The organism is Bradyrhizobium sp. SOJA106 (assembly GCF_059448745.1).
Map to the genome: position 1 here is coordinate 3,888,614 of NZ_CM182549.1, position 21,349 is coordinate 3,909,962.

20 protein-coding genes and 1 tRNA gene are annotated in these 21,349 nt (G+C 63.9%); 14 read left to right on the plus strand and 7 right to left on the minus strand.

Annotated elements, in window-relative coordinates:
* The first annotated feature begins 34 nt into the window (after positions 1 to 34).
* A complete protein-coding gene (rnz, locus tag AC5V87_RS17665; protein ID WP_456838981.1) occupies positions 35 to 937 on the plus strand; it encodes a ribonuclease Z in 903 nt (300 codons plus the stop codon).
* A 423-nt stretch (positions 938 to 1,360) separates the two neighbouring features.
* A complete protein-coding gene (locus AC5V87_RS17670) occupies positions 1,361 to 1,681 on the plus strand; it encodes a hypothetical protein (protein ID WP_495371699.1) in 321 nt (106 codons plus the stop codon).
* Positions 1,682 to 2,096: 415 nt separating this feature from the next.
* Here the strand turns inward: AC5V87_RS17670 and AC5V87_RS17675 are convergent.
* Positions 2,097 to 2,170, minus strand: a tRNA-Gln gene (locus tag AC5V87_RS17675).
* A 258-nt stretch (positions 2,171 to 2,428) separates the two neighbouring features.
* On the opposite strand from AC5V87_RS17675, the gene AC5V87_RS17680 reads away from it, so the two are divergent.
* From AC5V87_RS17680 to AC5V87_RS17705, 6 genes are all read left to right on the plus strand, one after another.
* Positions 2,429 to 2,785: a DUF1428 domain-containing protein gene (locus tag AC5V87_RS17680; protein ID WP_456838978.1), complete on the plus strand. Its 357-nt coding sequence runs from the start codon at positions 2,429 to 2,431 to the stop codon at positions 2,783 to 2,785.
* A gap of 446 nt (positions 2,786 to 3,231) precedes the next feature.
* Positions 3,232 to 4,485, plus strand: coding sequence for an ABC transporter substrate-binding protein (locus tag AC5V87_RS17685; RefSeq protein ID WP_456838977.1), 1,254 nt, complete (start codon positions 3,232 to 3,234; stop codon positions 4,483 to 4,485).
* A 65-nt stretch (positions 4,486 to 4,550) separates the two neighbouring features.
* Positions 4,551 to 5,414 carry a branched-chain amino acid ABC transporter permease gene (locus tag AC5V87_RS17690; protein ID WP_456838976.1) on the plus strand — a complete coding sequence of 288 codons (864 nt, stop codon included), beginning with the start codon at positions 4,551 to 4,553 and terminating at the stop codon, positions 5,412 to 5,414.
* The gene (locus AC5V87_RS17695; RefSeq protein ID WP_495371700.1) at positions 5,414 to 6,385 is read left to right on the plus strand and encodes a branched-chain amino acid ABC transporter permease; all 972 of its coding nucleotides are present in this window, start codon (positions 5,414 to 5,416) and stop codon (positions 6,383 to 6,385) included. The genes AC5V87_RS17690 and AC5V87_RS17695 overlap by 1 nt, the downstream gene beginning before the upstream one ends.
* A complete protein-coding gene (locus AC5V87_RS17700) occupies positions 6,375 to 7,142 on the plus strand; it encodes an ABC transporter ATP-binding protein (protein WP_495371701.1) in 768 nt (255 codons plus the stop codon). Before AC5V87_RS17695 ends, AC5V87_RS17700 begins: the two co-directional genes overlap by 11 nt.
* Positions 7,139 to 7,858: an ABC transporter ATP-binding protein gene (locus tag AC5V87_RS17705; protein WP_456838973.1), complete on the plus strand. Its 720-nt coding sequence runs from the start codon at positions 7,139 to 7,141 to the stop codon at positions 7,856 to 7,858. The genes AC5V87_RS17700 and AC5V87_RS17705 overlap by 4 nt, the downstream gene beginning before the upstream one ends.
* 24 nt (positions 7,859 to 7,882) lie before the next feature.
* Here AC5V87_RS17705 and AC5V87_RS17710 read toward each other — a convergent pair whose 3' ends face one another.
* The 3 genes from AC5V87_RS17710 to AC5V87_RS17720 form a co-directional block, all read right to left on the minus strand.
* The gene (locus AC5V87_RS17710) at positions 7,883 to 8,446 is read right to left on the minus strand and encodes an invasion associated locus B family protein (protein ID WP_456838972.1); all 564 of its coding nucleotides are present in this window, start codon (positions 8,444 to 8,446) and stop codon (positions 7,883 to 7,885) included.
* A 76-nt stretch (positions 8,447 to 8,522) separates the two neighbouring features.
* On the minus strand, positions 8,523 to 11,669 hold the full coding sequence (locus AC5V87_RS17715) for a multidrug efflux RND transporter permease subunit (protein ID WP_495371702.1): 3,147 nt from the start codon (positions 11,667 to 11,669) through the stop codon (positions 8,523 to 8,525).
* On the minus strand, positions 11,666 to 12,838 hold the full coding sequence (locus AC5V87_RS17720) for an efflux RND transporter periplasmic adaptor subunit (RefSeq protein WP_456838970.1): 1,173 nt from the start codon (positions 12,836 to 12,838) through the stop codon (positions 11,666 to 11,668). The genes AC5V87_RS17715 and AC5V87_RS17720 overlap by 4 nt, the downstream gene beginning before the upstream one ends.
* Before the next feature lie 389 nt (positions 12,839 to 13,227).
* On the opposite strand from AC5V87_RS17720, the gene AC5V87_RS17725 reads away from it, so the two are divergent.
* The 6 genes from AC5V87_RS17725 (at position 13,228) to AC5V87_RS17750 (ending at position 19,151) form a co-directional block, all read left to right on the plus strand.
* Positions 13,228 to 13,467: a hypothetical protein gene (locus AC5V87_RS17725; RefSeq protein ID WP_456838969.1), complete on the plus strand. Its 240-nt coding sequence runs from the start codon at positions 13,228 to 13,230 to the stop codon at positions 13,465 to 13,467.
* A gap of 226 nt (positions 13,468 to 13,693) precedes the next feature.
* Complete coding sequence (locus AC5V87_RS17730; protein ID WP_495371910.1) at positions 13,694 to 16,237, plus strand: TonB-dependent receptor; 2,544 nt, start codon at positions 13,694 to 13,696, stop codon at positions 16,235 to 16,237.
* 19 nt (positions 16,238 to 16,256) lie between these two features.
* On the plus strand, positions 16,257 to 16,946 hold the full coding sequence (locus AC5V87_RS17735) for a Fe2+-dependent dioxygenase (protein ID WP_495371703.1): 690 nt from the start codon (positions 16,257 to 16,259) through the stop codon (positions 16,944 to 16,946).
* A complete protein-coding gene (gene exbB / locus AC5V87_RS17740) occupies positions 16,943 to 17,887 on the plus strand; it encodes a tonB-system energizer ExbB (protein WP_456838967.1) in 945 nt (314 codons plus the stop codon). Before AC5V87_RS17735 ends, exbB begins: the two co-directional genes overlap by 4 nt.
* A gap of 3 nt (positions 17,888 to 17,890) precedes the next feature.
* Entirely contained in the window at positions 17,891 to 18,352 is a 462-nt protein-coding gene (exbD, locus tag AC5V87_RS17745; protein WP_456838966.1) for a TonB system transport protein ExbD, read from the plus strand.
* A 10-nt stretch (positions 18,353 to 18,362) separates the two neighbouring features.
* Entirely contained in the window at positions 18,363 to 19,151 is a 789-nt protein-coding gene (locus AC5V87_RS17750; protein ID WP_495371704.1) for a TonB family protein, read from the plus strand.
* Positions 19,152 to 19,184: 33 nt separating this feature from the next.
* On the opposite strand, the gene AC5V87_RS17755 is transcribed toward AC5V87_RS17750, so the two are convergent.
* The 3 genes from AC5V87_RS17755 to AC5V87_RS17765 all read right to left on the minus strand — a co-directional run bounded on the left by AC5V87_RS17755 (position 19,185) and on the right by AC5V87_RS17765 (position 21,296).
* Complete coding sequence (locus tag AC5V87_RS17755; protein WP_456843360.1) at positions 19,185 to 19,607, minus strand: hypothetical protein; 423 nt, start codon at positions 19,605 to 19,607, stop codon at positions 19,185 to 19,187.
* Positions 19,608 to 19,668: 61 nt separating this feature from the next.
* Positions 19,669 to 20,349: a site-2 protease family protein gene (locus AC5V87_RS17760; RefSeq protein ID WP_495371705.1), complete on the minus strand. Its 681-nt coding sequence runs from the start codon at positions 20,347 to 20,349 to the stop codon at positions 19,669 to 19,671.
* 68 nt (positions 20,350 to 20,417) lie between these two features.
* Positions 20,418 to 21,296, minus strand: coding sequence for a LysR family transcriptional regulator (locus AC5V87_RS17765; protein WP_495371911.1), 879 nt, complete (start codon positions 21,294 to 21,296; stop codon positions 20,418 to 20,420).
* Between the last annotated feature and the right edge of the window lie 53 nt (positions 21,297 to 21,349).

Sequence of the window (21,349 nt, forward strand, 5' to 3'; positions counted from 1 at the left end):
AGGCGGCTTCAAAACCGCTGGACAATTGACGCACATGTTCGCCCTGACATTTCTCGGCACCTCGGCCAGCGTTCCCTCGGCGGAACGCAACCATCCGGCGCTGCTCGTGGAAGCTGCGGGCAAGCGCATCCTGGTCGATTGCGGCGAGGGCACGCAGCGGCAATTGCTGCGCAGTGGTGCCGGCTTTCGGCGGCTCGACCGCATCCTGCTGACGCACGGCCATCTTGATCACGTGCTCGGCATTCCCGGCCTGTTCTCGACGCTGGGCTTGCGGCAGACCTCCGGCGTGATGACCATTCACGGCGGGGAAGGCACGCTCGATATCGTGATCCGCATGCTGGCAGGCCTGTGGGGTGCGGGCAGGGCGCCGATCGCGGTGTCGTTCGCGCCGCTCACCGAAGGACAGGTTCTCGACGACGGCGATTTCACCATCGACTGTTTTCCGGTTCGCCACCGCGACACCGACAGTTTTGGTTTCTCCTTCCAGAGTCCCGCACGCCGCCATCTTCTGTCCGATCACCTCGCGACGCTCGGCGTTCCCGACGGCCCCATGCGCGGCGAGCTCGCCGCGGGACGGCCGGTCGTGATCGCCGACCGAACCATCGATCCGGAAGACGTGCTCGGACCTCCGAGCGGCGGAAAGAAGCTCGTTGTGGTCGGCGATACCGAGACCACCGAGGGGCTGTCGCAATACGTTGCAGATGCCGACTTGCTGGTGATCGAGGCGACGTTCCTCGATCGCGATGCGTCGACCGCACGCGACTACGGCCATCTCACCGCGGCAGAGGCGGCGTCCTTTGCGGCCGCGAACAACGTCGGCCAGCTCATGCTGACCCATATGTCGGGACGCTACGCGGATGACGAGATCCTGACCGAAGCGGCAAGAATCTTCCCGAACAGCCGGATCGCCGCCGATTTCGATCACATCGTGATCTAACGGCCGCTCAGCTCGACAGCCCTGACTTGATCGCGAGATCCTGCACGTTGGTCGTCGCTGCATCAGCCGCGGCAGGGCGGATGAATCGTCATCGCGCTTTAGCAGGCTGTTGTTTGAGCATGGTCTATTCGGAAAACCGCAGCGCACGTTTCCGGATCATGCTTGAGGGAACGAGCCTGGTTGGCTCGTCTGCCGACCTTGGAGCGGAACCCGCGCGGCTCGGCGCGGTCGCGCGGTTCCCGTCAGCGTCGGCCGGCAAATAGGTTCCTGCGACTGGAGAATAGGTCGCTTTCCGGAAATCCCACCCGTCAAGCGGCGTCGGGAGACCCCAATTCACGGGCCGTTCACGTTCCGCTTCGCCTCGCCCCCTATGTTGCGCCCGTGACTGAAGGATCGCGCAACTTGGCAAAGGAGGGACGCGTCATGACTGTCCTGCTGAGAAACACCTTCAAGGCCTGGATCGACCGTGAACCGGGCGCCCCGCCCAAGCTGATCATGGTCGGCGACGTCAGGGTGCCGAGTAACGGGTGGCAGGCCCGCCTGACCAAGCGCTCGCCGCAGGGCATCAATCCGAAGATCCTGATCCTCGACGTGAGCGCGCAGCAGCTGAGCGGCGAAGCGCTGGAGGAGATCACCACGATCCCGCTGCGCTATGAGGAGAGTCCGCCGCAGGACGAGTACGGGCAGGTCATGATCGCACACGGCAGGGGCGAGATCGTCGTCAACATCGGACGCCCGAACTAAAGCATGATCCGGAAAAATGCGCCGCGCTTTTCCGGGCGCGGCGGTTTCGCGCCCGGGCCGTTAGCCTTACGGTCAAGGTTGACGCGACATGGCGCTCACTTCGAAGGCGGCGATTGCTATATTTTCAGGGCTCAAACCGTAATCCCGCGTATCGAGAGTACGACGTCCCGTTCCCTTGAACTGATCGTCGGAGGCTATGTACGGCTGAACGACCGCGATGCGCTTCACGACATCCTGGCGCACAGGCAGGATCTGCCGCGGCAGTTGATCTCGGTCACGTCGATCCGAAGCAGGCCATCGCGCAGGTCAGTGAGGAGATCACGATCATCGAGGCCGGCCTCGCGACGCTCGCGCCGGACTAGCCGTGGTCCGAACAGTTCAAAAGCAGGGCTTACTTAGGGAAAACGCCCGGAATTGGCTGGGGAACCTGGATTCGAACCAAGACAAACAGAGTCAGAGTCTGTTGTGCTACCGTTACACCATTCCCCAACGGAATAGCCGGGCAAATTCAATAGCTTATTGACTTTGTCCGGCTGTGGCCGGAAGCGCGTTTGGCGCAAATCACGGCTCAGGCGTGGCAGCGTTCTACCCGCTCGGCCTTGGGCTGGCAAGCGCCGCGGTGCACGGAGCTTTGACCCGCGGGCACCCATGAGGACGCCGTGGCTCGCGACGGTTTGCCTCAGCCCAGCCCGGTCGGATCGGGCCCCGTTCCATCGTCCTTGGATACACAACCCAAGGAGATCCGAAATGCCCTATGTCGATGGTTTCGTGCTGGCCGTGCCCAAGGACAAGATCGAGGCCTACAAGGCGCTGGCGCGAACGGCCTGCGCGGTCTGGATGGAGCACGGCGCGCTTGATTACGTCGAGTGCATCGGCGACGACGTGCCCTATGGCGAGCTGACTTCGTTTCCGCGCGCGGTGATGGCGAAAGAGGACGAGGTGGTCGTGTTCTCCTGGATCATCTACCGCGACCGCGAGACCCGCGATGCCGTCAACAAGAAGGTGATGGCCGATGCGCGACTCAAGGGCGGCGACATGCCGTTCGACGGCAAGCGCATGATCTATGGCGGCTTCACGACGCTGCTTCAGGCACACTCGCCATAGGCAAGCCTGCCGTTGAGGCAACCGTCGGGCAAGCTTTGCCCGACGAACGTCGCGGTCCCGGCGCCTCGATTGGCACAATGCCTCGTCTGGCCGGCGCGGGCGATCAGCTGCGCCGCTTCCGGACGAGGTCGCTAATTCCTGAACGACGTGTTCGTGCCGCGATCGCGCCGCTCGCGCAACGTCTTTGCCATGCAGAACGTATAGGCGCCGTACGACGCGACTTGTCTCCGTGAGGGAAAGGCGTGGAGGTTGTTGGGTTCATATCGAACGACCCAGACAGAACGCGGCTTGCCCCGCGCGCAACATCGGAGGTACCCCGTTTCACCTTGCCGGTATCCGGCCGTCATGCCATCCTCCCAAGGCCAGGGATAAACAAACGGAAGCGGGCGCTTAGCCACGGCTTCCAAAAATCTTGGTCGGGGAAACCCTTTGGGAGGTCTGATTTCATGAATTTGAAGCATCTCACCGGGCTGCTTTGCGTAGCCGCGATATCGCTTGCGCTGGCGCCCGTCGCGCAGGCGCAGGACAAGGTCGTCAAGATCGGCGTGATCATGCCGATGTCCGGCGGCACCGCCTCGATCGGCGCACACGCCAAGGCAGCGCTTGATGTCGCAACCGACATCATCAACAACGCTCATCCCGAGCTTGGCAATTTCCCACTCGCGAAGAACGCAGGCCTTGCCGGCCTCGGCGGTGCCAAGGTCGAGGTGATCATCGCCGACAACCAGGGCAACCCGGCAACGGGCCAGAACCAGGCGCTGCGCCTGATCACGGAAGAGAAGGTGGCCGCGGTGTTCGGCTCCTACCAGTCCGGCGTGACGCTGACCTCGAGCGCGATCGCGGAGAAATACGGCGTGCCGTTCCTGAATTCGGAGTCGGTTGCCGCCAATCTCACCGAGCGCGGCTTCAAATGGTTCTTCCGGACCACGCCGATCGCCACCGACTTCGCCAAGATCTATGTCGAGTTCCTCGCCGACCTCAAGGCGCAGGGCGCCAAGACCGAGAGCGTCGCGATCGTTCACGACAACACCGAATACGGCACCTCGGTCGCGAACACGATCGCCGGCGCCTTCAAGGACAAGGGCCAGCCGATCGCGCTCGACGTCGCCTATCCCGTCAACGCGACCGACGTGCAGGGGCAGGTGCTCCAGCTCAAGGACAAGAAGCCCGACGTCGTCATCATGATCAGCTACACGTCGGACGCGATCCTGTTCGCCAAGACCATGCAGTCGCTCGACTACAAGCCGGCCGTGCTGCTCGCCGACGATGCCGGCTATTCCGATCCGTCCTTCACCAAGGCGGTCGGCAAGATTTCGCAAGGCGTCTTCAACCGCTCGTCCTGGGTGGTCGGTCCGTCGGGCTCGCCGTCCGCGATCATCGCCGACATGTACAAGAAGAAGAGCGGCGAGGAGATGGACGACACGGTCGCTCGGCAGATGCAGGGCTTCTTCGTGCTGGCCGACGCCATCGACCGCGCCGGCTCGACTGAGCCTGCCAAGATCCAGGCCGCGCTGAAGGCCACGGACCTGAAGCCCGAGCAGCTCATGATCGGCTACAAGGGCGTCAAGTTCGACGACAAGGGCCAGAACATCCTCGCCTCCGGCGCCATCATCCAGCTCCAGGACGGCGAGAACTATGTCGCGGTGTGGCCCAAGACCAATGCCGAGAAGCCGCCGGTGCTGCCCTACAAGGGCTGGTGATTTTTGAAGGCGGGGCCGCGCGCCCCGCCTTTTTCCAAATGATTTGAATCAGAGCAACGCGGCTCATGTCCTTCGTTCTCGTGCAGGTGATCGTCGGCGGGCTGCTGCTTGGCGCCGTCTACGCCCTGTTTTCCTCCGGCCTCACGCTGGTGTGGGGCATGATGAACATCGTCAATTTCGCGCATGGCGACTTCGTCATGCTCGGCATGTACGTCGCTTATGTCGTCTACACGCTGATGGGAGGAGGGCCCATCGTCGGCGCGCCGCTGGCGACGCTGGTGCTCGCGACCGTCGGCGTTGTGGTCTATTTCGGCCTGATCCGCGACATCATGAAGGGGCCGATGCTGGCCCAGATCCTCGGCACCTTCGGGCTCGCGCTGCTGCTGCGCTATTCCGTGTTCTGGTGGTTCGGCGCCAATTTCCTGTCGATGCCGCCGAACATCGTCGGGGGCACCTATGCATTCGCGGGCCTGCGCATCGAGGCCTCGCGGCTGCTGGCCGGCGTCGTCGCGCTGCTGGTGACGCTCGGCCTGCATCTCTTGCTGACGCGGACCTCGCTCGGCTCGAAGATGCTGGCGGTGGCGGAGGACCAGACTGCGGCCCAGCTCATGGGCATCAGGCCCGACAGCATGCAGGCGATCGCCTGGGCGATCGCGGCGGGCGCCACGGGGCTCGCAGGTGCGCTGATTGCGAACTTCTTCTACATCGTGCCGACCGTCGGTGAGACGCTCGGCATCGTCGCCTTCGTCACGGTGTCGCTCGGCGGCTTTGGCAGCGTGCCGGGCGCGCTCGTCGCAGGCCTCCTGATCGGCGTCATCGAGTCGCTCTCGGGCTATCTGATCGGCGCGGTCTACAAGGACATCGTCGTCTATGTCCTGTTCCTGTTCTTCCTCTGGTTTCGGCCTCAGGGCCTGATGGGGAAGACGTGATGCGGCGCTGGATCTGGCTCTCGGCCGTCGCGGCATTCGCGATCGCCTATCCGCTGCTGCTGTCATCGCCGTTCCAGCAACGCCTCGGCGCGCTGGTGCTGCTCTATGCCATCGCGGCCTCCGCATGGAACATCGTCGGCGGCTATGCCGGGCAGGTCTCGGTCGGTCATGTCGTGTTCTTCGGCTGCGGCGCCTATGCCGCGATGGGGTCTTACGCCAAATTCGGCCTGTCGCCGCTGTTCGGCATTCCCGGCGGCATCGTGCTGGCGGTCGGGCTCGCCGCGATCGTCGGCGTGCCGACGCTGCGGCTGTCAGGCCACTATTTCAGCATGGCGACGATTGCCGTCGCCGAGACCATGCGGCTGATCGTCACCAACACCGAATGGCTGGGCGCGGCCGTCGGCCTCTCCGGTCCAGCCGTGCCGCGCAATATGTTCGATCTCTCATTCCTGTCGTCGCTGCCGTATTACTATCTTTTCCTCGCCGTCCTCGTGATCACGCTGCTCATCACCTGGTGGATGACCAGCAGCCGGATGGGATTTTACCTGCGCGCGATCAAGGATTCCGAACGCGCCGCGCGCTCGCTCGGCGCGCCTGCCAGCCGCACCAAGCTTTACGCCTATATGCTGAGTGCAGCGCTGACGAGCGTTGCCGGCGCGCTCTATGCGATGATGTTCGGCTTCGTCGATCCCGAGTCCGGGCTCGGCATCCTGATCTCGGTGAAGATCCTGATCATGGCGGCGCTGGGAGGAGCAGGGCTGCTGTTCGGTCCGCTGGTGGGAGCCGCGATCCTGGTGCCGCTGGAGGAGATCTCCAATAGCTGGCTCGGTGGCAAGGGCGCCGGCCTCACTTTCGTGGTCTATGGCGCGATCATCGTGCTGATCGCGCGCTTCCAGCCCGGCGGCCTGCTCAGCCTGCTCACGGGACGGAGCAAGCGCAAGACTGAGAAGGGAGCAAGCCATGCTCCTTGAGGCGCGCGGAATTACAAAAGCGTTCGGCAGCTTCAAGGCGGTGGACGATGCGTCCGTCACGCTGGAGCAGGGCGACATTCTCGGCCTGATCGGCCCGAACGGCGCGGGAAAATCCACGTTCTTCAACTGCCTCACCGGCGACCTCGAGGCCACCTCCGGCCGCGTGCTGTTCGAAGGCCGCGACATTACCGACTTCACGCCGGAGCAGCGCGCCGGCCTCGGTCTTGCCCGTACCTTCCAGGTGCCGCAGACGTTCGAGGGCATGACGGTGCTGGAGAACGCCATGATCGGCGCCTTCCTCCGCACCTCGCATCGCAAGGAGGCCGAAGCGAAGGCGCGCGCCGTGCTCGAGCGTGTCGGCATGAGCCGTCTTGCGGATGCGCCGGCACGCTCGCTCGGCACGCCGGGCCGCAAGCGGCTGGAGATCGCCCGCGCACTTGCGACCGAGCCAAAACTGCTGCTGCTCGATGAGGCCATGGCCGGCCTCAACGCCAACGAGGTGAAGCTCGCGATCGATCTCGTCCGCGACATCCACCACTCCGGCATCACGCTCGTCATCGTCGAGCACATCATGGAAGTGATCATGTCGCTGGCGAGCCGCGTGATGGTGTTTAATCAAGGCAAGGAGATCGCCCGCGGGAGCCCACGCGAGGTCACCGCGAACCCGGCGGTGATCGCGGCCTATCTCGGCACGCGCGCGGCCAAGGCCGCCGCCGGCCACACTCCGGTTGAGCTGATGGGCGGGCCGGACCTATGAGCGGAGCGCTTCTGCGGATCGAGCACCTCGAAGTGCGATATGGCGACCTCATCGGCGTCTCCGATGTGTCGCTGGAGGTGCCCGAAGGCAGCGTCGTCGCGCTGCTCGGCTCCAATGGCGGCGGCAAGACCACGACGCTGAACGCGATCGCCGGCCTCATCCCCGTGCATTCCGGATCGATCAGCTTCCGCGGCGAGGAGATTGCGGGACAGAAGGCCTTTGCGATCGTGCGCAAGGGGCTCGCCCTGTCGCCGGAAGGCTGGCGGCTGTTCGTGCAACAGAGCGTCGAAAACAACCTCATGCTCGGCGCGACGCCGTTGCACGACAAATCGCGCCAGACGGCGCTGCTGGAGCGCGTCTACGAGATCTTTCCGCGTCTGAAGGAGCGCCGCAACCAGCGCGCCGGCACTATGTCCGGCGGCGAGCGGCAGATGCTTGCGGTCGGCCGCGCCTTGATGAGCGATCCGAAGCTCCTGATGCTGGACGAGCCGTCGCTCGGTCTCGCGCCGGCCGTGGTCGAATCCATGTACGAGACGTTTGGCCGCCTGCATCGCGAGGGCCTCACCATCCTGCTCGCCGAGCAGTCGATCGAACTCGCGCTGGAGGTGTCGGACTTTGCCACCGTGCTCCAGGTCGGCAAGAGCGTGCTGTCAGGCACGGCCGCGGCGCTCGCGGAAGACCCGCAGGTGCAGAAGGCCTATCTCGGGGTGGACTGAGCGATCTCAGCCCCGGCGAGGCCGTTACTTGATCTTGTCGTAGGCTGTCGCGAAATCGTTCAGCGGCATCGGGATCGCGATCGTCTCCTTGGCCATGTTCTGGAAGGAGACCTTGAGCTGCTTGCCCGAGCGCAGGGCGGCGAGCAGGTCGGCTGCAATCGGCGTCGAGGCGTAGCAGCCGCGGTTCTCACAAGTCTGGATCTGAAGGTCGAACGTCTTGCCCTCGTCGACCTGGAGCTTGGCGCCGACGGGCAGGTTGAGGCCGAGCGGCAATTGCAGCAGCGCGATCGGCGTGCGGGTGTCGGGCGCGACGCGGATGTTGATGAGCACGACGGTCTGGCCGGTCTTGGTCAACACCGCGTTCTGCTCCATCGCGCATTCCAGCGGCGCATCGCGGCTGGCGCTGGTGCAGCGGACGATCCAGCCCGGCTGTCCCGGAGTGCCTTCTGCCGGTTGCTGCGTCGGGGCGGGAGCGGGCTGCGCGGCGGCAGGAGCTGCGTTCTTCTTGGCGCCCTGCTGGGCGTACGCGGCGCCGGTCGACAGCAGGACGGCAGCAGCGAGGGCGACAAGTCTGGATTGCAGGAGCATGACGAAACCGCGTTGGCGTGAACCGAGGGCCTCGCTGTAGCGTCGCGGCAGCCGCGGCGCAAGGCTGCTCGCAATGCTACTCGGCGGCTTCTTTGACGGTACGGTGCTCGTGCGTCTCGCGGCCTTCGCCGTCACCCGAACGGCCCCAGCCGGAGAACCAGTTGTTGAGCTTGTCGAGATAGAGATAGACCACAGGCGTCGTGAACAGCGTCAGCGCTTGGCTGACGATCAGGCCACCGACCATGGCGTAGCCGAGCGGCTGTCGAATCTCGGCGCCTGTGCCGTGGCCGAGCATCAAGGGCACGCCGCCGAGCAATGCTGCCATCGTCGTCATCATGATCGGGCGGAAGCGGAGCAGCGCGGCCTGCCGGATCGATTCCTCGGGCGTCTTGTGCTCGTCGCGTTCGGCGGCGATGGCGAAGTCGACCATCATGATGCCGTTCTTCTTCACGATGCCGATCAGCAGGATGATGCCGATCAACGCGATGAGGCTGAAGTCGAAGCCGGCCGCCATCAGGATCGCGAGCGCGCCGACACCCGCCGAGGGCAGGGTCGACAGAATCGTGATCGGATGGATGTAGCTCTCGTAGAGGATGCCGAGGATCAGATAGACCACGACGAGCGCGGCGAGGATCAACAGCGGCACGGTGCCGAGCGACTGCTGGAACGCCTGCGCGGTGCCCTGGAAGCTCGAATTCAGCGTCGGCGGCGCGCCGAGATCGGCCATCGCTTTCTGCACGGCCTCGGTGGCCTGGCCGAGCGCGACGCCCTGGGCGAGGTTGAAGCTGATCGTGATCGCCGGGAACTGGCCCTGGTGGCTGATCGAGAGCGGGCGGACCGGATCCGTGGTCCAGGTCGCAAAGGTCGACAGCGGCACCTGGTCGCCGGTCAGCGGCGATTTTAGATAGAGCTTGTTCAGGCTGTCGAGGCTGCCCTGCATCTCCGGCAGGATCTCCAGGATCACCTTGTAGGTGTTGAGCTGGGTGAAATACTGCGTCACCTGACGCTGCCCGAACGCGTCATACAGCGTGTCGTCGATCAGCTGCGGCTGGATGCCGTAGCGCGAGGCGGTGTCGCGGTTGATCTTGAGCTGGACCGTGGTGCCCTGGGTCTGCTGATCGGTCGCGACGTCGCGCAACTCCGGCAGCGTTTGCATCTTGGCGAGGATTTTCGGCGCCCAGTCGTTGAGCTCGGCGAGATCGGCGTCCTGCAGGGTGAACTCGAACTGCGTGCGCGTCGGCCGGCCGCCGAGGCGGACGTCCTGCGCCGCCTGCATGTACAGGCGGGCGCCGGACACCTTCTCGAGCTTGGGACGCAGCCGCGCGATGATCTGCTGCGCCGAGGCCTCGCGCTCGTTGCGCGGCTTCAGGGTGATGAACATGTTGCCGTTGTTGCCGGCGCGGCCGCTGCCGCCAATGTTCATCGCGATGGTGGCGACGTCAGGGTCTTCCATCACGATCTTGCCGAGCTCGACCTGCCGCCGCTGCATCTCCTTGAACGAGATGTCCTGCGAGGCTTCCGAGGTCGCGGTGATCAGGCCGACGTCCTGCTGCGGGAAGAAACCCTTCGGGATCAGCACGAACAAATAGACCGAGAGGCCGAGCGTGGCGAAGAAGATCACGAGCGTGGTGCGCCGCCAAGCCAGGGCATGGTCGAGCACGTATTCGTAGCCGCGCAGCATTCCGTCGAAGGCGCGTTCGCTCCACTGGTAGAACTTGCCGTGGGTCACCTCGCCATGGGCGCGCAGGAAGCGCGAGGCCATCATCGGCGTCAGCGTCAGCGACACGAACATCGAGACGAAGATCGTCATTGCCAGGACGACGGCGAATTCGCGGAACAGACGGCCGATGATGCCGCCCATCAGCAGCAGCGGGATCAGCACCGCGACCAGCGAGATGCTGATCGAGACGATCGTGAAGCCGATCTCCTTGGAACCGCGGAAGGCCGCCGCCATCGGCGATTCGCCTTCCTCGATGTAGCGCGTGATGTTTTCCAGCATCACGATGGCGTCGTCGACGACGAATCCGACCGCGATGGTGAGCGCCATCAGCGACAGATTGTCGAGCGAATAGCCGAACACCCACATCAGGGCGCAGGCGCCCAGCAGCGCCAGCGGAACCGTGACGGTCGGAATGACGGTCGCCCAGAAGCTGCGCAGGAAGATGAAGATGACCATGACCACGAGGGCGATGGTCAAGAGCAGCGTGAACTGCACGTCCTCGACCGCGGCGCGGATGGTGGTGGTGCGGTCGCTGATGAGCTCGATCTTGATCGCAGGCGGGATTGCGGCCACGAGGCGGGGCAGGGTCGCCTTGATCCGGTCGACGGTCTCGATGACGTTGGCGCCCGGCTGCTTGAACACGACGAGGAACACGCCGCGCTTGCCGTTGGCCCAGGCCGCCTGCTTGGCGTCCTCAGGGCCGCTGACCGCCTGGCCGATGTCGCGTATGCGCAACGGACCGCCGTTGCGATAGGCGATGATGACGTCGTTCCAGTCCTTGGACTGGGTCAGCTGGTCGTTGGCGTAGATCGTGTAGGCGCGCTTCTCGCCGTCGATATTGCCCTTGGGGCTGTCGACCGTGGTGATCGCGATCTGGCTGCGCACGTCCTCCATCGACAGGCCCTTGGCCACCAGCTTTGCCGGATCGACCTGGATGCGGATCGAGGGTTTCTGCTGGCCGCCGATGAAGACCTGGGCCACACCCGAGAGCTGGCTGATCTGCTGGGCGAGCTGGGCGTCGACGGCGTCGCTGACGCTGGTCAAGGGCAGCGTCTCTGACGTTGCCGACAGCAGCAGAATCGGCGCGTCGGCCGGGTTGACCTTGCGGTAGGTCGGCGGCGAGGGCAGGTTCTTCGGCAATTGGCCGCTGGCGGCGTTGATCGCGCCCTGCACGTCGTTGGCGGCGCCGTCGATGCTGCGGTTGAGGTCGAACTGGATGGTGATCGAGGCCGTGCCGAGATAACTCGTCGAGGTCATCTGGGCGATGCCGGGGATCTGCGCGAACTGGCGCTCCAGCGGCTGGGCCACCGAGGAAGCCATGGTCTCGGGGCTGCCGCCCGGCAAATTGGCCGTGATCTGGATGGTCGGGAAGTCCACCTGCGGCAGCGGCGCGACCGGCAGCAGGGGGTAGGCGACGAGACCGACAAAGAGAATGCCGGCCATCAGCAGCGAGGTGCCGATGGGATAACGGATGAAAGGTGCCGAAATCCCGCCCTCGGTCATTCCTGTCGTACCTTGTTCTGGGCCGGATCCGAGCTCGCCACCGTCGTCGAGACGAGGCTTCCGGGCTGCACCTTGAATTGACCACCCGTGATGACCTGCTGGCCGGGGCTCAAGCCTTCGTCGACGACCGAACGTCCGTCGATGGCGTAGCTGACCTTGATCTTGTGCACTTCGGCCTTGTTGTCCTGGTTGACGGTATAAGCGTAGAGGCCGTTGGTGGAATGCTGAACCGCATCATCCGGGACCACGGTCGCGTCCTTGAGGGTGCGGACCAGAAGGCGCGTCGACACCGACTGCCCCGGCCACAGGACGTGGTCCTTGTTGTCGAACACCGCCTTGAGCCGAATAGTCCCGCTGGTCGTGTCAACCTGGTTGTTGATGACCGCGAGCTTGCCTTCGGCCAGCGTCTTCTTGCCGTCGGTGGTGAAGGCGATCACCTTGAGCGCGCCGGCCTTCTGGCCTTCACTGATATAGGGAAGCTGGTCCTCCGGCGCGGTGAAGATCACCGAGATCGGCTCGACCTGCGAGATCGTGACGATGCCAGTCTGCGAGGAGGCGTTGACGATGTTGCCGATGTCGACCTGGCGCAGGCCCGCGACGCCGGTGATCGGCGACTTGACCTGGGTGTAGTCGAGCTGGGTCTGGGCGTTGGCGATCGCAGCCTCGTCGGCGGCGATCTGCGCGGTGAGCTGGGCGACCGTGGAGCGCTGGGTATCGACCCGTTGCGCGGTCGCGAATTCGCCGAGCTTCATGGCGCGCTGGAGCTCGAGATTGGCATTGGCGAGATTGGCCTCGTCCTGCGCCTTCTTCGCCTTTGCCTGGTCGAGCGCGGCTTGATAGGGACGCGGATCGATCGAGACGAGAAGGTCGCCTTCGTTGACGATCTGGCCCTCTTTGAACTCGAGCTTGTCGATCTGGCCGTCAACCCGGGTGCGGACCTGGACCGTGTTGAAGCCCTGCACCGTGCCGAGACCGGTGAGGTAGACGGGGAAATCGGCCTTCTGGACCGGCGCGACGCTGACGGGAACGGCGGGCGCGCGCGGCGGTCCTTTCTGCGCTGTCTGGGCTTTTCCGGCGTCGGGCGAGCCGTATTTCTGCCAACCATAGTAACCCGCGGAGGCCACGGCCGCGATGATCAGAATCCAGAGGATCGGCCGGGACTTTTGCATATCGTCTCGTGTCGGCTCTTGTGCCCTACTTAAACGAATTATGGGGCAATCGTAGGGTTCCAGCGCGCTTGTATAATACACGCCAAGTTCCAGTGTAAACAGCACTATCAGTGCAGAATCCTAAACAATTGGAAAGCTTTGCACGGTCTGGGCAGCACCATGGCGCCACGGTGTGCAGTGCTGCATTTTCCGACTGTGAACGATCAGCGTGCAAACCTTGTGCGATGCCCGGAGATGGTGTGCGCGACAGCCAAATGCGACGCGGAAGTCCGGCGGAGGCGAGCCCAAGAACGGTTCTACAAGAACGGTTCTAAACCTCGCGCAGACCGTTTCGGTTGTCAGGAAATTCGGCATCGTCCATATCGGCGCCGCCACAAGGGGAGCGCAGGATGGACGAATTGAACGGCAAGCTGATCGCGTGTCAGATCTTGATCACGGGTTTGATCGCGCGGGTCGCCAACGAACAGCGCGATCCCTTGCGCTTCCTCACCGACTTCCGCGACGAGATCAAAGCCGTCGTCAACGGTGTCAACATCGCCGGGCTGGAGAACACCGATCGTGTGCGCGCGATCGCGCAGAAAAGCGTCGACGAATTGTTCTCGCTGATGAAGCCGCCGAGCAGCGACTGAAGCCGTGCGCGCGATGCAGAATTCGACGTGCTTTTTCGCGCTCGTTTTAGAATGACTCCAATCTCCTTTTAGAACCGTTTCAAACTACAGTTTAGAATCGTTTTGATCTTGACGTATTCAAGGGTTCTCGCGGCTTGCCCGCATTGACCCGCTATTTTGCCGCCGATACCAACAGCCCGTCGTTCATCGAAGTGAATGAGCGAACAAGAAGATGGGGCGTGTTGTAATGGGGCAGGTGGTCGCACCGAAATCGTTGCGTTCGGTCGTAGCGTTCGACGTGGCGGATGAGAAGTCCGCTGGCATTTCCGGCAAGAAGGTCTCGACGGTCGCGAGCCTGATCGCGGCGGCGACGGTGTCGACCGGCGCGGAAGCGCAGCAGTCGAATCTGCCGCCGGTCACGGTCGATGCTCCGGTTCAGCGCCCGCGTCCGGCGGCTTCGAAGCCCACGCCGGACCAGGTCCGCGCGCGCAATGCGCTTCGCCGCGCCGCGCAGCGCCAGCAGGCGCAGCAGGCTGCTCCCATCACACCGTCCGGCCCCGCCGATGCCGATCCCTATGCCGATCCGGCCGCGCCCTACAAGGTCGATCACGTGCAGGCCGGTGGCAAATTTCCGGAGAAGCTGGTTGATACGCCGAAGTCGATCACGGTGCTCAGCAAGGAAGTGCTCGCCGATAAGAACGCCACGTCGCTGAAGCAGGCGATCCTGAGCACGGCCGGTGTGACGCTCGGAACGGGCGAGGGTGGCAATGCCTTCGGCGATCGCTTCTTCATCCGCGGCTTCGACGCGCGCAACGACGTCTTCATCGACGGCGTGCGTGACGCCGGCGTCAGCGTCCGCGAAAACTTCTTCACCGAGCAGGTCGAGATCCTGCGCGGCCCCGGTTCGACCTTCGCGGGTCGTGGCACCGCTGGCGGTGCGATCAACATCGTCACCAAGCAGGCGACGACGGAGAAGAGCTTCTACAATATGGACACCACGTTTGGCACCGACAGGACGAAACGCGTGGTGCTCGACGTCAACCAAGTGATCGACCCGACCTGGTCGGTGCGTGCGGGCGGCCTGTTTCAGGACGCGGGCGTCGCCGGGCGTGACTACGTGAAGGACAATCGCGATGGCGCGTTCGTCGCCACGACCTGGAAGCCGGTCGATGCGGTCAAGATCCAGGCAAATTACATTCATACCGAACTGACCGGCCTTCCGGATTTCGGTGTGCCTTACTATCGGCCGAGCACCGCAAGCACCGCCGGCGGTCCGTTTCCGGATTTCGGATCGAACCGCAATAACTGGTACGGCTTCGTCAACCGCGATTTCTATCGCACCGGTCAGGACATCGGTTCGCTCAATGCGGAGGTGCAGATCACACCTGATTTGCTGATCACCAACAGGTTCCGGGATTCCTATTCCACACAGAATTACATCGGTACGCTTCCGGAGGCGCCAGTTATCGCCAATCCGCTTTCGGCCTCGACGCTCAGCGCCAATCCGCAAAGCCGTTTCCAGGCCACGAGTGTGATCGCTAATCAGACGGAGGCGACCTACAAGTTCAATGACGGCGTCGGCTTCAAGCACACCGCGCTGGCCGGCTTCGAATACGACCACGAGAAATCGTCGATCGATAAGTACCTCGGTCTCAGCTCCGAAGCTCTTCCTGGTGGTTTCTCAGGCTCGGGATCACTTTCCGGCGTGAGCGTGTTCAATCCGCAATTCACGAATCTCCCGTTTGGAATCCCGGGAGGGCTCTCGGGTCTGCCTACCAAGATCACGGTCGACACCAAGAGTGTCTACGCGATGGATAGCGCGAACTATCACGATCTGCTCATCCTGAACGGTGGCGTTCGCTATGACGACTATACCATCCAAACGAGCGGCTATGGCACCGTCAACGGCGTTGCCAATGTCTTCGGTCAGCAGCAGCAAAATTACGGGATGCCGAACTTCAACCTCGGCCTGACGCTGAAGCCACTCCCGAACGGCAGTGTCTATGCCGCCTACGCGACCTCGTCGAACCCGGTTGGCGCGGAATTCGACGGGACGAGCGTGCAATACGGTGGCCTCGCTCCGGTGCTAAATGGTAATCCCACGCAGATCTTCGGCCCCGAAAAGAACAAGGCAATCGAACTTGGCACGAAGTGGGAGCTTTTCGATCGTCACCTTCTGCTGACGGCCGCCCTGTTCCAGACGGAGAAAGAGAACGCGCGGGAGTCTCGCAACGTCACGGCTGCAACTGCGACTGCGGCCTGCCCCTACACCGCGACGACTGGCACCGTCTCTTGTATCTCGGCAGGAGCAGCCTACCGCATACGTGGCATCGACCTTGGAGTAGGCGGCAAGATCACCGACAAATGGAGTGTTTTCGGCGGTCTCGTGCTGATGCAGTCAGAGGTCACCAAGTCGTTGATCCCGCCGGCCAATACGACTCTTTACAGGACGAACGTCGGCCTTCCGTTGTCCAACATCGCCCACCAGTCCTTCAGCTTGCTCAGCAAGTATCAGTTGAATGACACCTGGGAGCTGGGTGGCCAGGCCGTCTATCGCTCGAAGATCTATGGTGGCACTTTCCTCGCCGCCAACCAGGGCACGTCGATCCCGAGCTATTGGCGCTTCGATGCGTTCGCGGAGGCGAAGATCAATCAGAACTGGCAGCTGAAGCTGTTCGTCAACAACATCTTCGACAAGCGTTACTACGACGCGCTGTACCAGAGCGCCGCGCCCTTCGTGCTGGAAGCACCGGGACGTGCCGCCTATCTGGTGATCTCGGCGCGCTACTGAGGGATGACGAAGAGCGGCCATGCTGACATGCATAGAAGGCGTCCTGACCAAGGATGATGTGGCGGAGTTCCGCCGCATCATGGACGCCAGCGAATGGGAAGACGGCCGTTCCACGGCCGGCGCGCAGTCGGCAATGGTCAAGCGCAACGAGCAGTTGCCGCCGGATAGCGAGATCGCGCGCAAGCTCGGCCATCGCATCATCTCGGCGCTGACGGCGAACCCGCGATTCCTGGCGGCCGCGATCCCGCTCCAGATCTTCCCGCCGCTGTTCAACCGCTATGCGGCGGACAGCGGCCATCATTTCGGGCTGCATGTCGACAATGCGATCCGCGGCGATCGTCTGACGGGCCTTCGCATCCGCACAGACCTGTCGGTGACACTGTTCCTCGCCGAGCCGGAGGAATACGATGGTGGCGAACTTGTGATCGAGGACACCTACGGTTCGCACGAAGTCAAGTTGCCAGCCGGCGACTGCGTGCTCTATCCCTCGACTAGCCTGCATCTCGTGACGCCCGTGACGAGGGGAACGCGGGTTGCGTCTTTCTTCTGGCTGCAGAGCATGATACGGGACGATCAAGCCCGTACCATGATCTTTGACCTCGACACCGCGATACAGGCGCTGGTGGAACGGCTCGGGCGTGACGATCCCGAAACGGTCAAATTGACGGGTATCTATCACAATCTCATTCGCTACTGGGCCGAAGTATGAAGATCATGTCCTTCCGAGCAAGCCTTGCTGCAGCTGTCGTCCTGACGGCCGCCTGGCTGGCATCTCCTGTTTCCGCCCAGACCCCGCCGGCGGCCCCTGCACAAGCGACGGCTCAGCCGGCTGCGACCAGCCCGGCCCCAGTGGCTGCTCCCGCCCCCGCGGCAGCTCCGGCTACGGCGGCGCCCGCGGCCCCCTCAGCCACCGCGCCGGCGGCCGCAAAGCCCGATACGGTGGCAGGCATCGCCCCGGCCATGAAGGAATTGTCGCCTTGGGTGATGTTTATGTCGGCGGACGTCATCGTGAAGGCGGTGATGATCGGGCTCGCCTTCGCCTCGCTAATGACCTGGACCGTCCTGATCGCCAAATCGATCGAGCTGTCGGTCGCATCAAGGAAGCTTCGTTCGGCGCTGAGGAAGATCGCGGAGGCCCGCTCGCTCGCCGAAGCCCAGATGGCACTTGGCGCCAAGGAGGGCATCCTGCCGTCCTTCCTGGCGGCGGCGCTGCGCGAGGCGCGGATGTCGGCCGGCCTGTCCAGCGATGCCGGCATCAAGGAACGCGCGGCCTCGAGCTTCCAGGAGATCGTGCGCGCGGAGGCGCGGCGCATCCGCGTCGGCATGGGCGTGCTCGCGACCATCGGCTCGACATCGCCCTTCGTCGGCCTGTTCGGCACGGTCTGGGGCATCATGAACAGCTTCATCGGCATCTCGAAGTCGCAGACCACGAACCTTGCCGTGGTCGCGCCGGGCATCGCCGAAGCGCTGCTCGCCACCGCGATCGGCCTCGTCGCCGCCATTCCCGCCGTCATCATCTACAATCACTTCTCGCGCATGACGAAGGGCTATCTCGAGCTCGTCAGCCGCGCCTCGGGCGCGGCGGCGCGGCTATTGTCACGCGATCTCGACCGCAGCCACGGCAGCGCGCATTCACGCGCGGCGGAGTGAACCATGGGCGTTTCGCTCGCAGATAACGATGACGACGACGATTTCGCGGAAACGCATGACATCAACGTCACGCCGTTCATCGATGTCATCCTGGTGCTGCTGATCATCTTCATGGTCGCAGCTCCGCTCTCGACCGTCGATCTGCCGATCGACCTGCCGACCTCGAGCGCGATGCCGCAGAAGAAGCCGGATAAGCCGACCTATGTCAGCATCAAGCCCGATCTGAGCCTGGCGATCGGGGAGAACCCGGTCAAGCGGACCGAGCTGATCGGCTCTCTCGACGCCATGTCCGAGATGAGCAAGGACAAATACGTGTTCCTGCGCGCCGACCGCGCCGTTCCCTACGGCGAGTTGATGGCTGTCATGGAAATCCTGCGTGCCGGCGGCTATTCTCGGGTCAAGCTGGTGGCACTCGAAGCGCCTGCTGCGGCGGCTGGGCCGTCGCAAGCGGCGCCCCAACCTTGAGTATGGCGCGATGTCCGATCCTGTGACCGAGGTGAAAACGCCGCGGTGGCTCTGGGTTCTGGCCGCGGTGGCGGCGCTCGTCCTACATCTTGGCGGTGCCGCGCTGGCGCTGGCGAACTTGCGGGCGAACGACGGCGACGACGGCCTCGGGGCCAATGGTGCTGAATTTGCCGTCGAAATGACCTCGCCGAAGCTGCCGGAGACGGACCTGCCGCCGGGCCCGGATAGCGAGGCCTCGCAGTTTCAGCCGCAGCAGATGGAGCAGAAGGCCGAGGTCAAGGAGACCGATCTCCCGAAGGAGATCCCGCAGGAGGCCGAGGACCCCGACCGGCTCGTGACCGAGAACGACTCCAAGAAGCCGGTCGAGGACACCACGAAGGTCGCCAAGGTCGAAACCCAGGCCGTCGAGGAGGCGCCGAACTCGGTCGAGTCGGCCAAGCAGGCGTTGAACGAGACTGCGCGCGAGGACGAAAAGGCTGCCGCTCCCCATCAGGGCATCGGCAAGGACATCCGGAAGCTGACCGCGGAGTGGGGCAAGCGGATCAGCGCCTATTTCGAGCTCCACAAGCGCTATCCCAAGGACAAGAGCAAGACGACGACGGTCAAGCTCAGTCTGGTGCTGAACCGGCGCGGCAACGTGGTCTCGGTCGATGTCACGGAGTCCTCGGGCGATCCGGCTTTCGATAACGAGGCTGTCTCGATGGTCCGCCGCTCCGACCCGGTGCCGGTTCCGCCGGCCGAGCTCACGGCGGATCAGTTCGCCTTCAGCCTGCCCGTGAACTTCAAGAAGCCGAAATAACTTGGCTCAGATCTTGGCTGGCGTCTTGGCGTGTCAGCGCCAGTAGAGCCGGATCCCGACATAGACCACGACCAGGCAGGCGAAGATCAGCGCCACCGGCAATGGCCGCTTCTGGCTTCCGCTGGATGTGGCCGGGCCGAAGAAGCTGGCCTTCTTCGGCTTCGGCGCCGGGCGGCGGAAAGCGGTAACATTGTCTGCGGCCGGCTCGGCCTGGCGGGGGCGGACGTCAGGCGCGGTTCCCGCGCCGCCCATCTCGGCATAGTAGGCCTTGTAGATCGCGCCGATAGTGGCCTCGGTAGCCTCGCCCTCGCTCATCTGCGCCAGCAGGTTTTGATAGCTCGCCAGGAACTCCTGGGCCTCCGGAGGCAGGGCAGACGCCCCATTGAGCTTGGCCATCATCTTCCAGGTGGCAAAATCGGCGCGGGCACGGGTGTCCGCGCGTCGCGCGATCAGCATATCGGCAGCTTTGACCAAGTCGGCCTCGAGCCTTTCGGCGTGTTCAGGTGTCACTTTTCAACTACGCATTGCCGGTCAGGAGGAGAACAGCTTCAATCACATAACCGGTCAACGTTCGCAGTATTGCTGAAATAACATCAAGATTTAGACCGAACTGCGAGCCCGCCAGCGGCAGCAGGATCAGGAGGCCGATCAGGATCAACATACCGAACGGCTCGAGCCGGGCCAACGGCAAGGCGAGCGGCGGCGGCAAGAGCCCGACCGCGACGCGGCCGCCGTCGAGCGGCGGGATCGGCACCATGTTGAACACGGCCAGCACCGCGTTGATCAGAAGCGCATTCTTGAGGTTGTCGAAGATCCATTGCGCTGCGCCGGCCGGCACGAAGGGCAGGGCGTGCAGCGCAAGCGCCGCCGCGAGCGCCAGCAGGATGTTGGTGGCAGGGCCCGCCAGCGCCACCCAGACCATGTCGAGCCTCGGATGGTTCAGCTTGCGGAAATTGACCGGCACCGGCTTGGCGTAGCCGAAGAGGAACGGCGAATGCGCAAACAGCAGCATCGCCGGCAGGATCAGGGTGCCGAACGTGTCGATGTGCCTGATCGGGTTGAAGCTGACGCGGCCGAGCTGCGCCGCCGTGTCGTCGCCGAGACGGTGCGCGACGAAGGCGTGCGCCGCCTCGTGAAAGGTGATGGCGAGCACCAGCGGCAGCACCCACACCGAAATGTCATAAAGGGAAATGTTCACGGCTCGTATCCCGGTTTGTGCCTCGTGGCCTTGCAGCCAACCCGGCCAATCCGGTGGTTGGGCACGCGTCAGGGCAGGATATGGGACGCCGGTTGCGAAATCCCAAGCTGTAAATGATCCGCCAGCAGGCCGCCCGCGCGCGACAGGTTGCGCGCGCGGTGGAGGCGGATGTCCGCTCCCGGCAGCGGCGGCAGGCCGTCCGACAGGATATGCAGGCAGGGCGGCAGGGTGCCGGCTTTCACCACCGTAATCGCAAGGCTTTGCGCCGCGATCGCTGCGACTGCCGCAAGCGTGCGGCTGACAAAGACAAGGCGCCAAGGCAGGCGGGCGGCATCGAGCGCGTCCGTAGCCCATTGCCGGAACAGGCAGCCGGGCGGGTAGAGTGCGACCGGCAGCGTAGCGCGTGCTCCGATTGGATAGGACCCGGCCGCAGCCCAGACCGCCTGCTCGCGCCGCAACAGCTCGCCATCGCCGTGTCCTTCGGGGTGCATGGCGATGACCAGATCATAGGCCTCGCCGAGCCGTGCCGGCATCGTTGCCGTCAGTCCCGTCTCGATCTCGACCCTGACGTCCGGATGGTTCTTGGCAAAGCGCGCCAGCAAGGGCGGAATGACGATCGTGCCGTAATCGTCCATCACGCCGAGGCGGACCACGGCTGCGTGCTTGCGCGCGCGGAGCGCATCGATGGCTTCCGCATTGAGCTCGAGAAGCCGCCGCGCATAGACGAGGAGTTCGGCGCCTGCCGTGGTCAGCACGATGCCCGCCCTGGTGCGTTGAAACAGCGTTGCACCAAGCCGCTCCTCCAGGCGCTTGATCTGGACGCTCACCGCCGATTGCGTGCGGTGGAGCGTCGCGGCAGCGCGTGTGAACGAGCGATGTTCGGCGACGGCGACGAACGCCTTCAGCAGGTCGGGATCGAGAGCAGGGCGGTCATGATGAAAACTTATCCCAGCATGACGGAAATTCCATTCCCTGTTTCGGCGCGCCTCGTATGCTGCTT

Excerpts from the sequence above, each read along its gene's own strand:
- rnz (WP_456838981.1), top strand. The coding sequence starts at position 35 with ATGTTCGCCCTGACATTTCTCGGCACCTCGGCCAGCGTTCCCTCGGCG.
- AC5V87_RS17670 (WP_495371699.1), top strand. The coding sequence starts at position 1,361 with ATGACTGTCCTGCTGAGAAACACCTTCAAGGCCTGGATCGACCGTGAA.
- AC5V87_RS17680 (WP_456838978.1), top strand. The coding sequence starts at position 2,429 with ATGCCCTATGTCGATGGTTTCGTGCTGGCCGTGCCCAAGGACAAGATC.
- AC5V87_RS17685 (WP_456838977.1), top strand. The coding sequence starts at position 3,232 with ATGAATTTGAAGCATCTCACCGGGCTGCTTTGCGTAGCCGCGATATCG.
- AC5V87_RS17690 (WP_456838976.1), top strand. The coding sequence starts at position 4,551 with ATGTCCTTCGTTCTCGTGCAGGTGATCGTCGGCGGGCTGCTGCTTGGC.
- AC5V87_RS17695 (WP_495371700.1), top strand. The coding sequence starts at position 5,414 with ATGCGGCGCTGGATCTGGCTCTCGGCCGTCGCGGCATTCGCGATCGCC.
- AC5V87_RS17700 (WP_495371701.1), top strand. The coding sequence starts at position 6,375 with ATGCTCCTTGAGGCGCGCGGAATTACAAAAGCGTTCGGCAGCTTCAAG.
- AC5V87_RS17705 (WP_456838973.1), top strand. The coding sequence starts at position 7,139 with ATGAGCGGAGCGCTTCTGCGGATCGAGCACCTCGAAGTGCGATATGGC.
- AC5V87_RS17710 (WP_456838972.1), bottom strand. The coding sequence starts at position 8,446 with ATGCTCCTGCAATCCAGACTTGTCGCCCTCGCTGCTGCCGTCCTGCTG.
- AC5V87_RS17715 (WP_495371702.1), bottom strand. The coding sequence starts at position 11,669 with ATGACCGAGGGCGGGATTTCGGCACCTTTCATCCGTTATCCCATCGGC.
- AC5V87_RS17720 (WP_456838970.1), bottom strand. The coding sequence starts at position 12,838 with ATGCAAAAGTCCCGGCCGATCCTCTGGATTCTGATCATCGCGGCCGTG.
- AC5V87_RS17725 (WP_456838969.1), top strand. The coding sequence starts at position 13,228 with ATGGACGAATTGAACGGCAAGCTGATCGCGTGTCAGATCTTGATCACG.
- AC5V87_RS17730 (WP_495371910.1), top strand. The coding sequence starts at position 13,694 with ATGGGGCAGGTGGTCGCACCGAAATCGTTGCGTTCGGTCGTAGCGTTC.
- AC5V87_RS17735 (WP_495371703.1), top strand. The coding sequence starts at position 16,257 with ATGCTGACATGCATAGAAGGCGTCCTGACCAAGGATGATGTGGCGGAG.
- exbB (WP_456838967.1), top strand. The coding sequence starts at position 16,943 with ATGAAGATCATGTCCTTCCGAGCAAGCCTTGCTGCAGCTGTCGTCCTG.
- exbD (WP_456838966.1), top strand. The coding sequence starts at position 17,891 with ATGGGCGTTTCGCTCGCAGATAACGATGACGACGACGATTTCGCGGAA.
- AC5V87_RS17750 (WP_495371704.1), top strand. The coding sequence starts at position 18,363 with ATGTCCGATCCTGTGACCGAGGTGAAAACGCCGCGGTGGCTCTGGGTT.
- AC5V87_RS17755 (WP_456843360.1), bottom strand. The coding sequence starts at position 19,607 with ATGCTGATCGCGCGACGCGCGGACACCCGTGCCCGCGCCGATTTTGCC.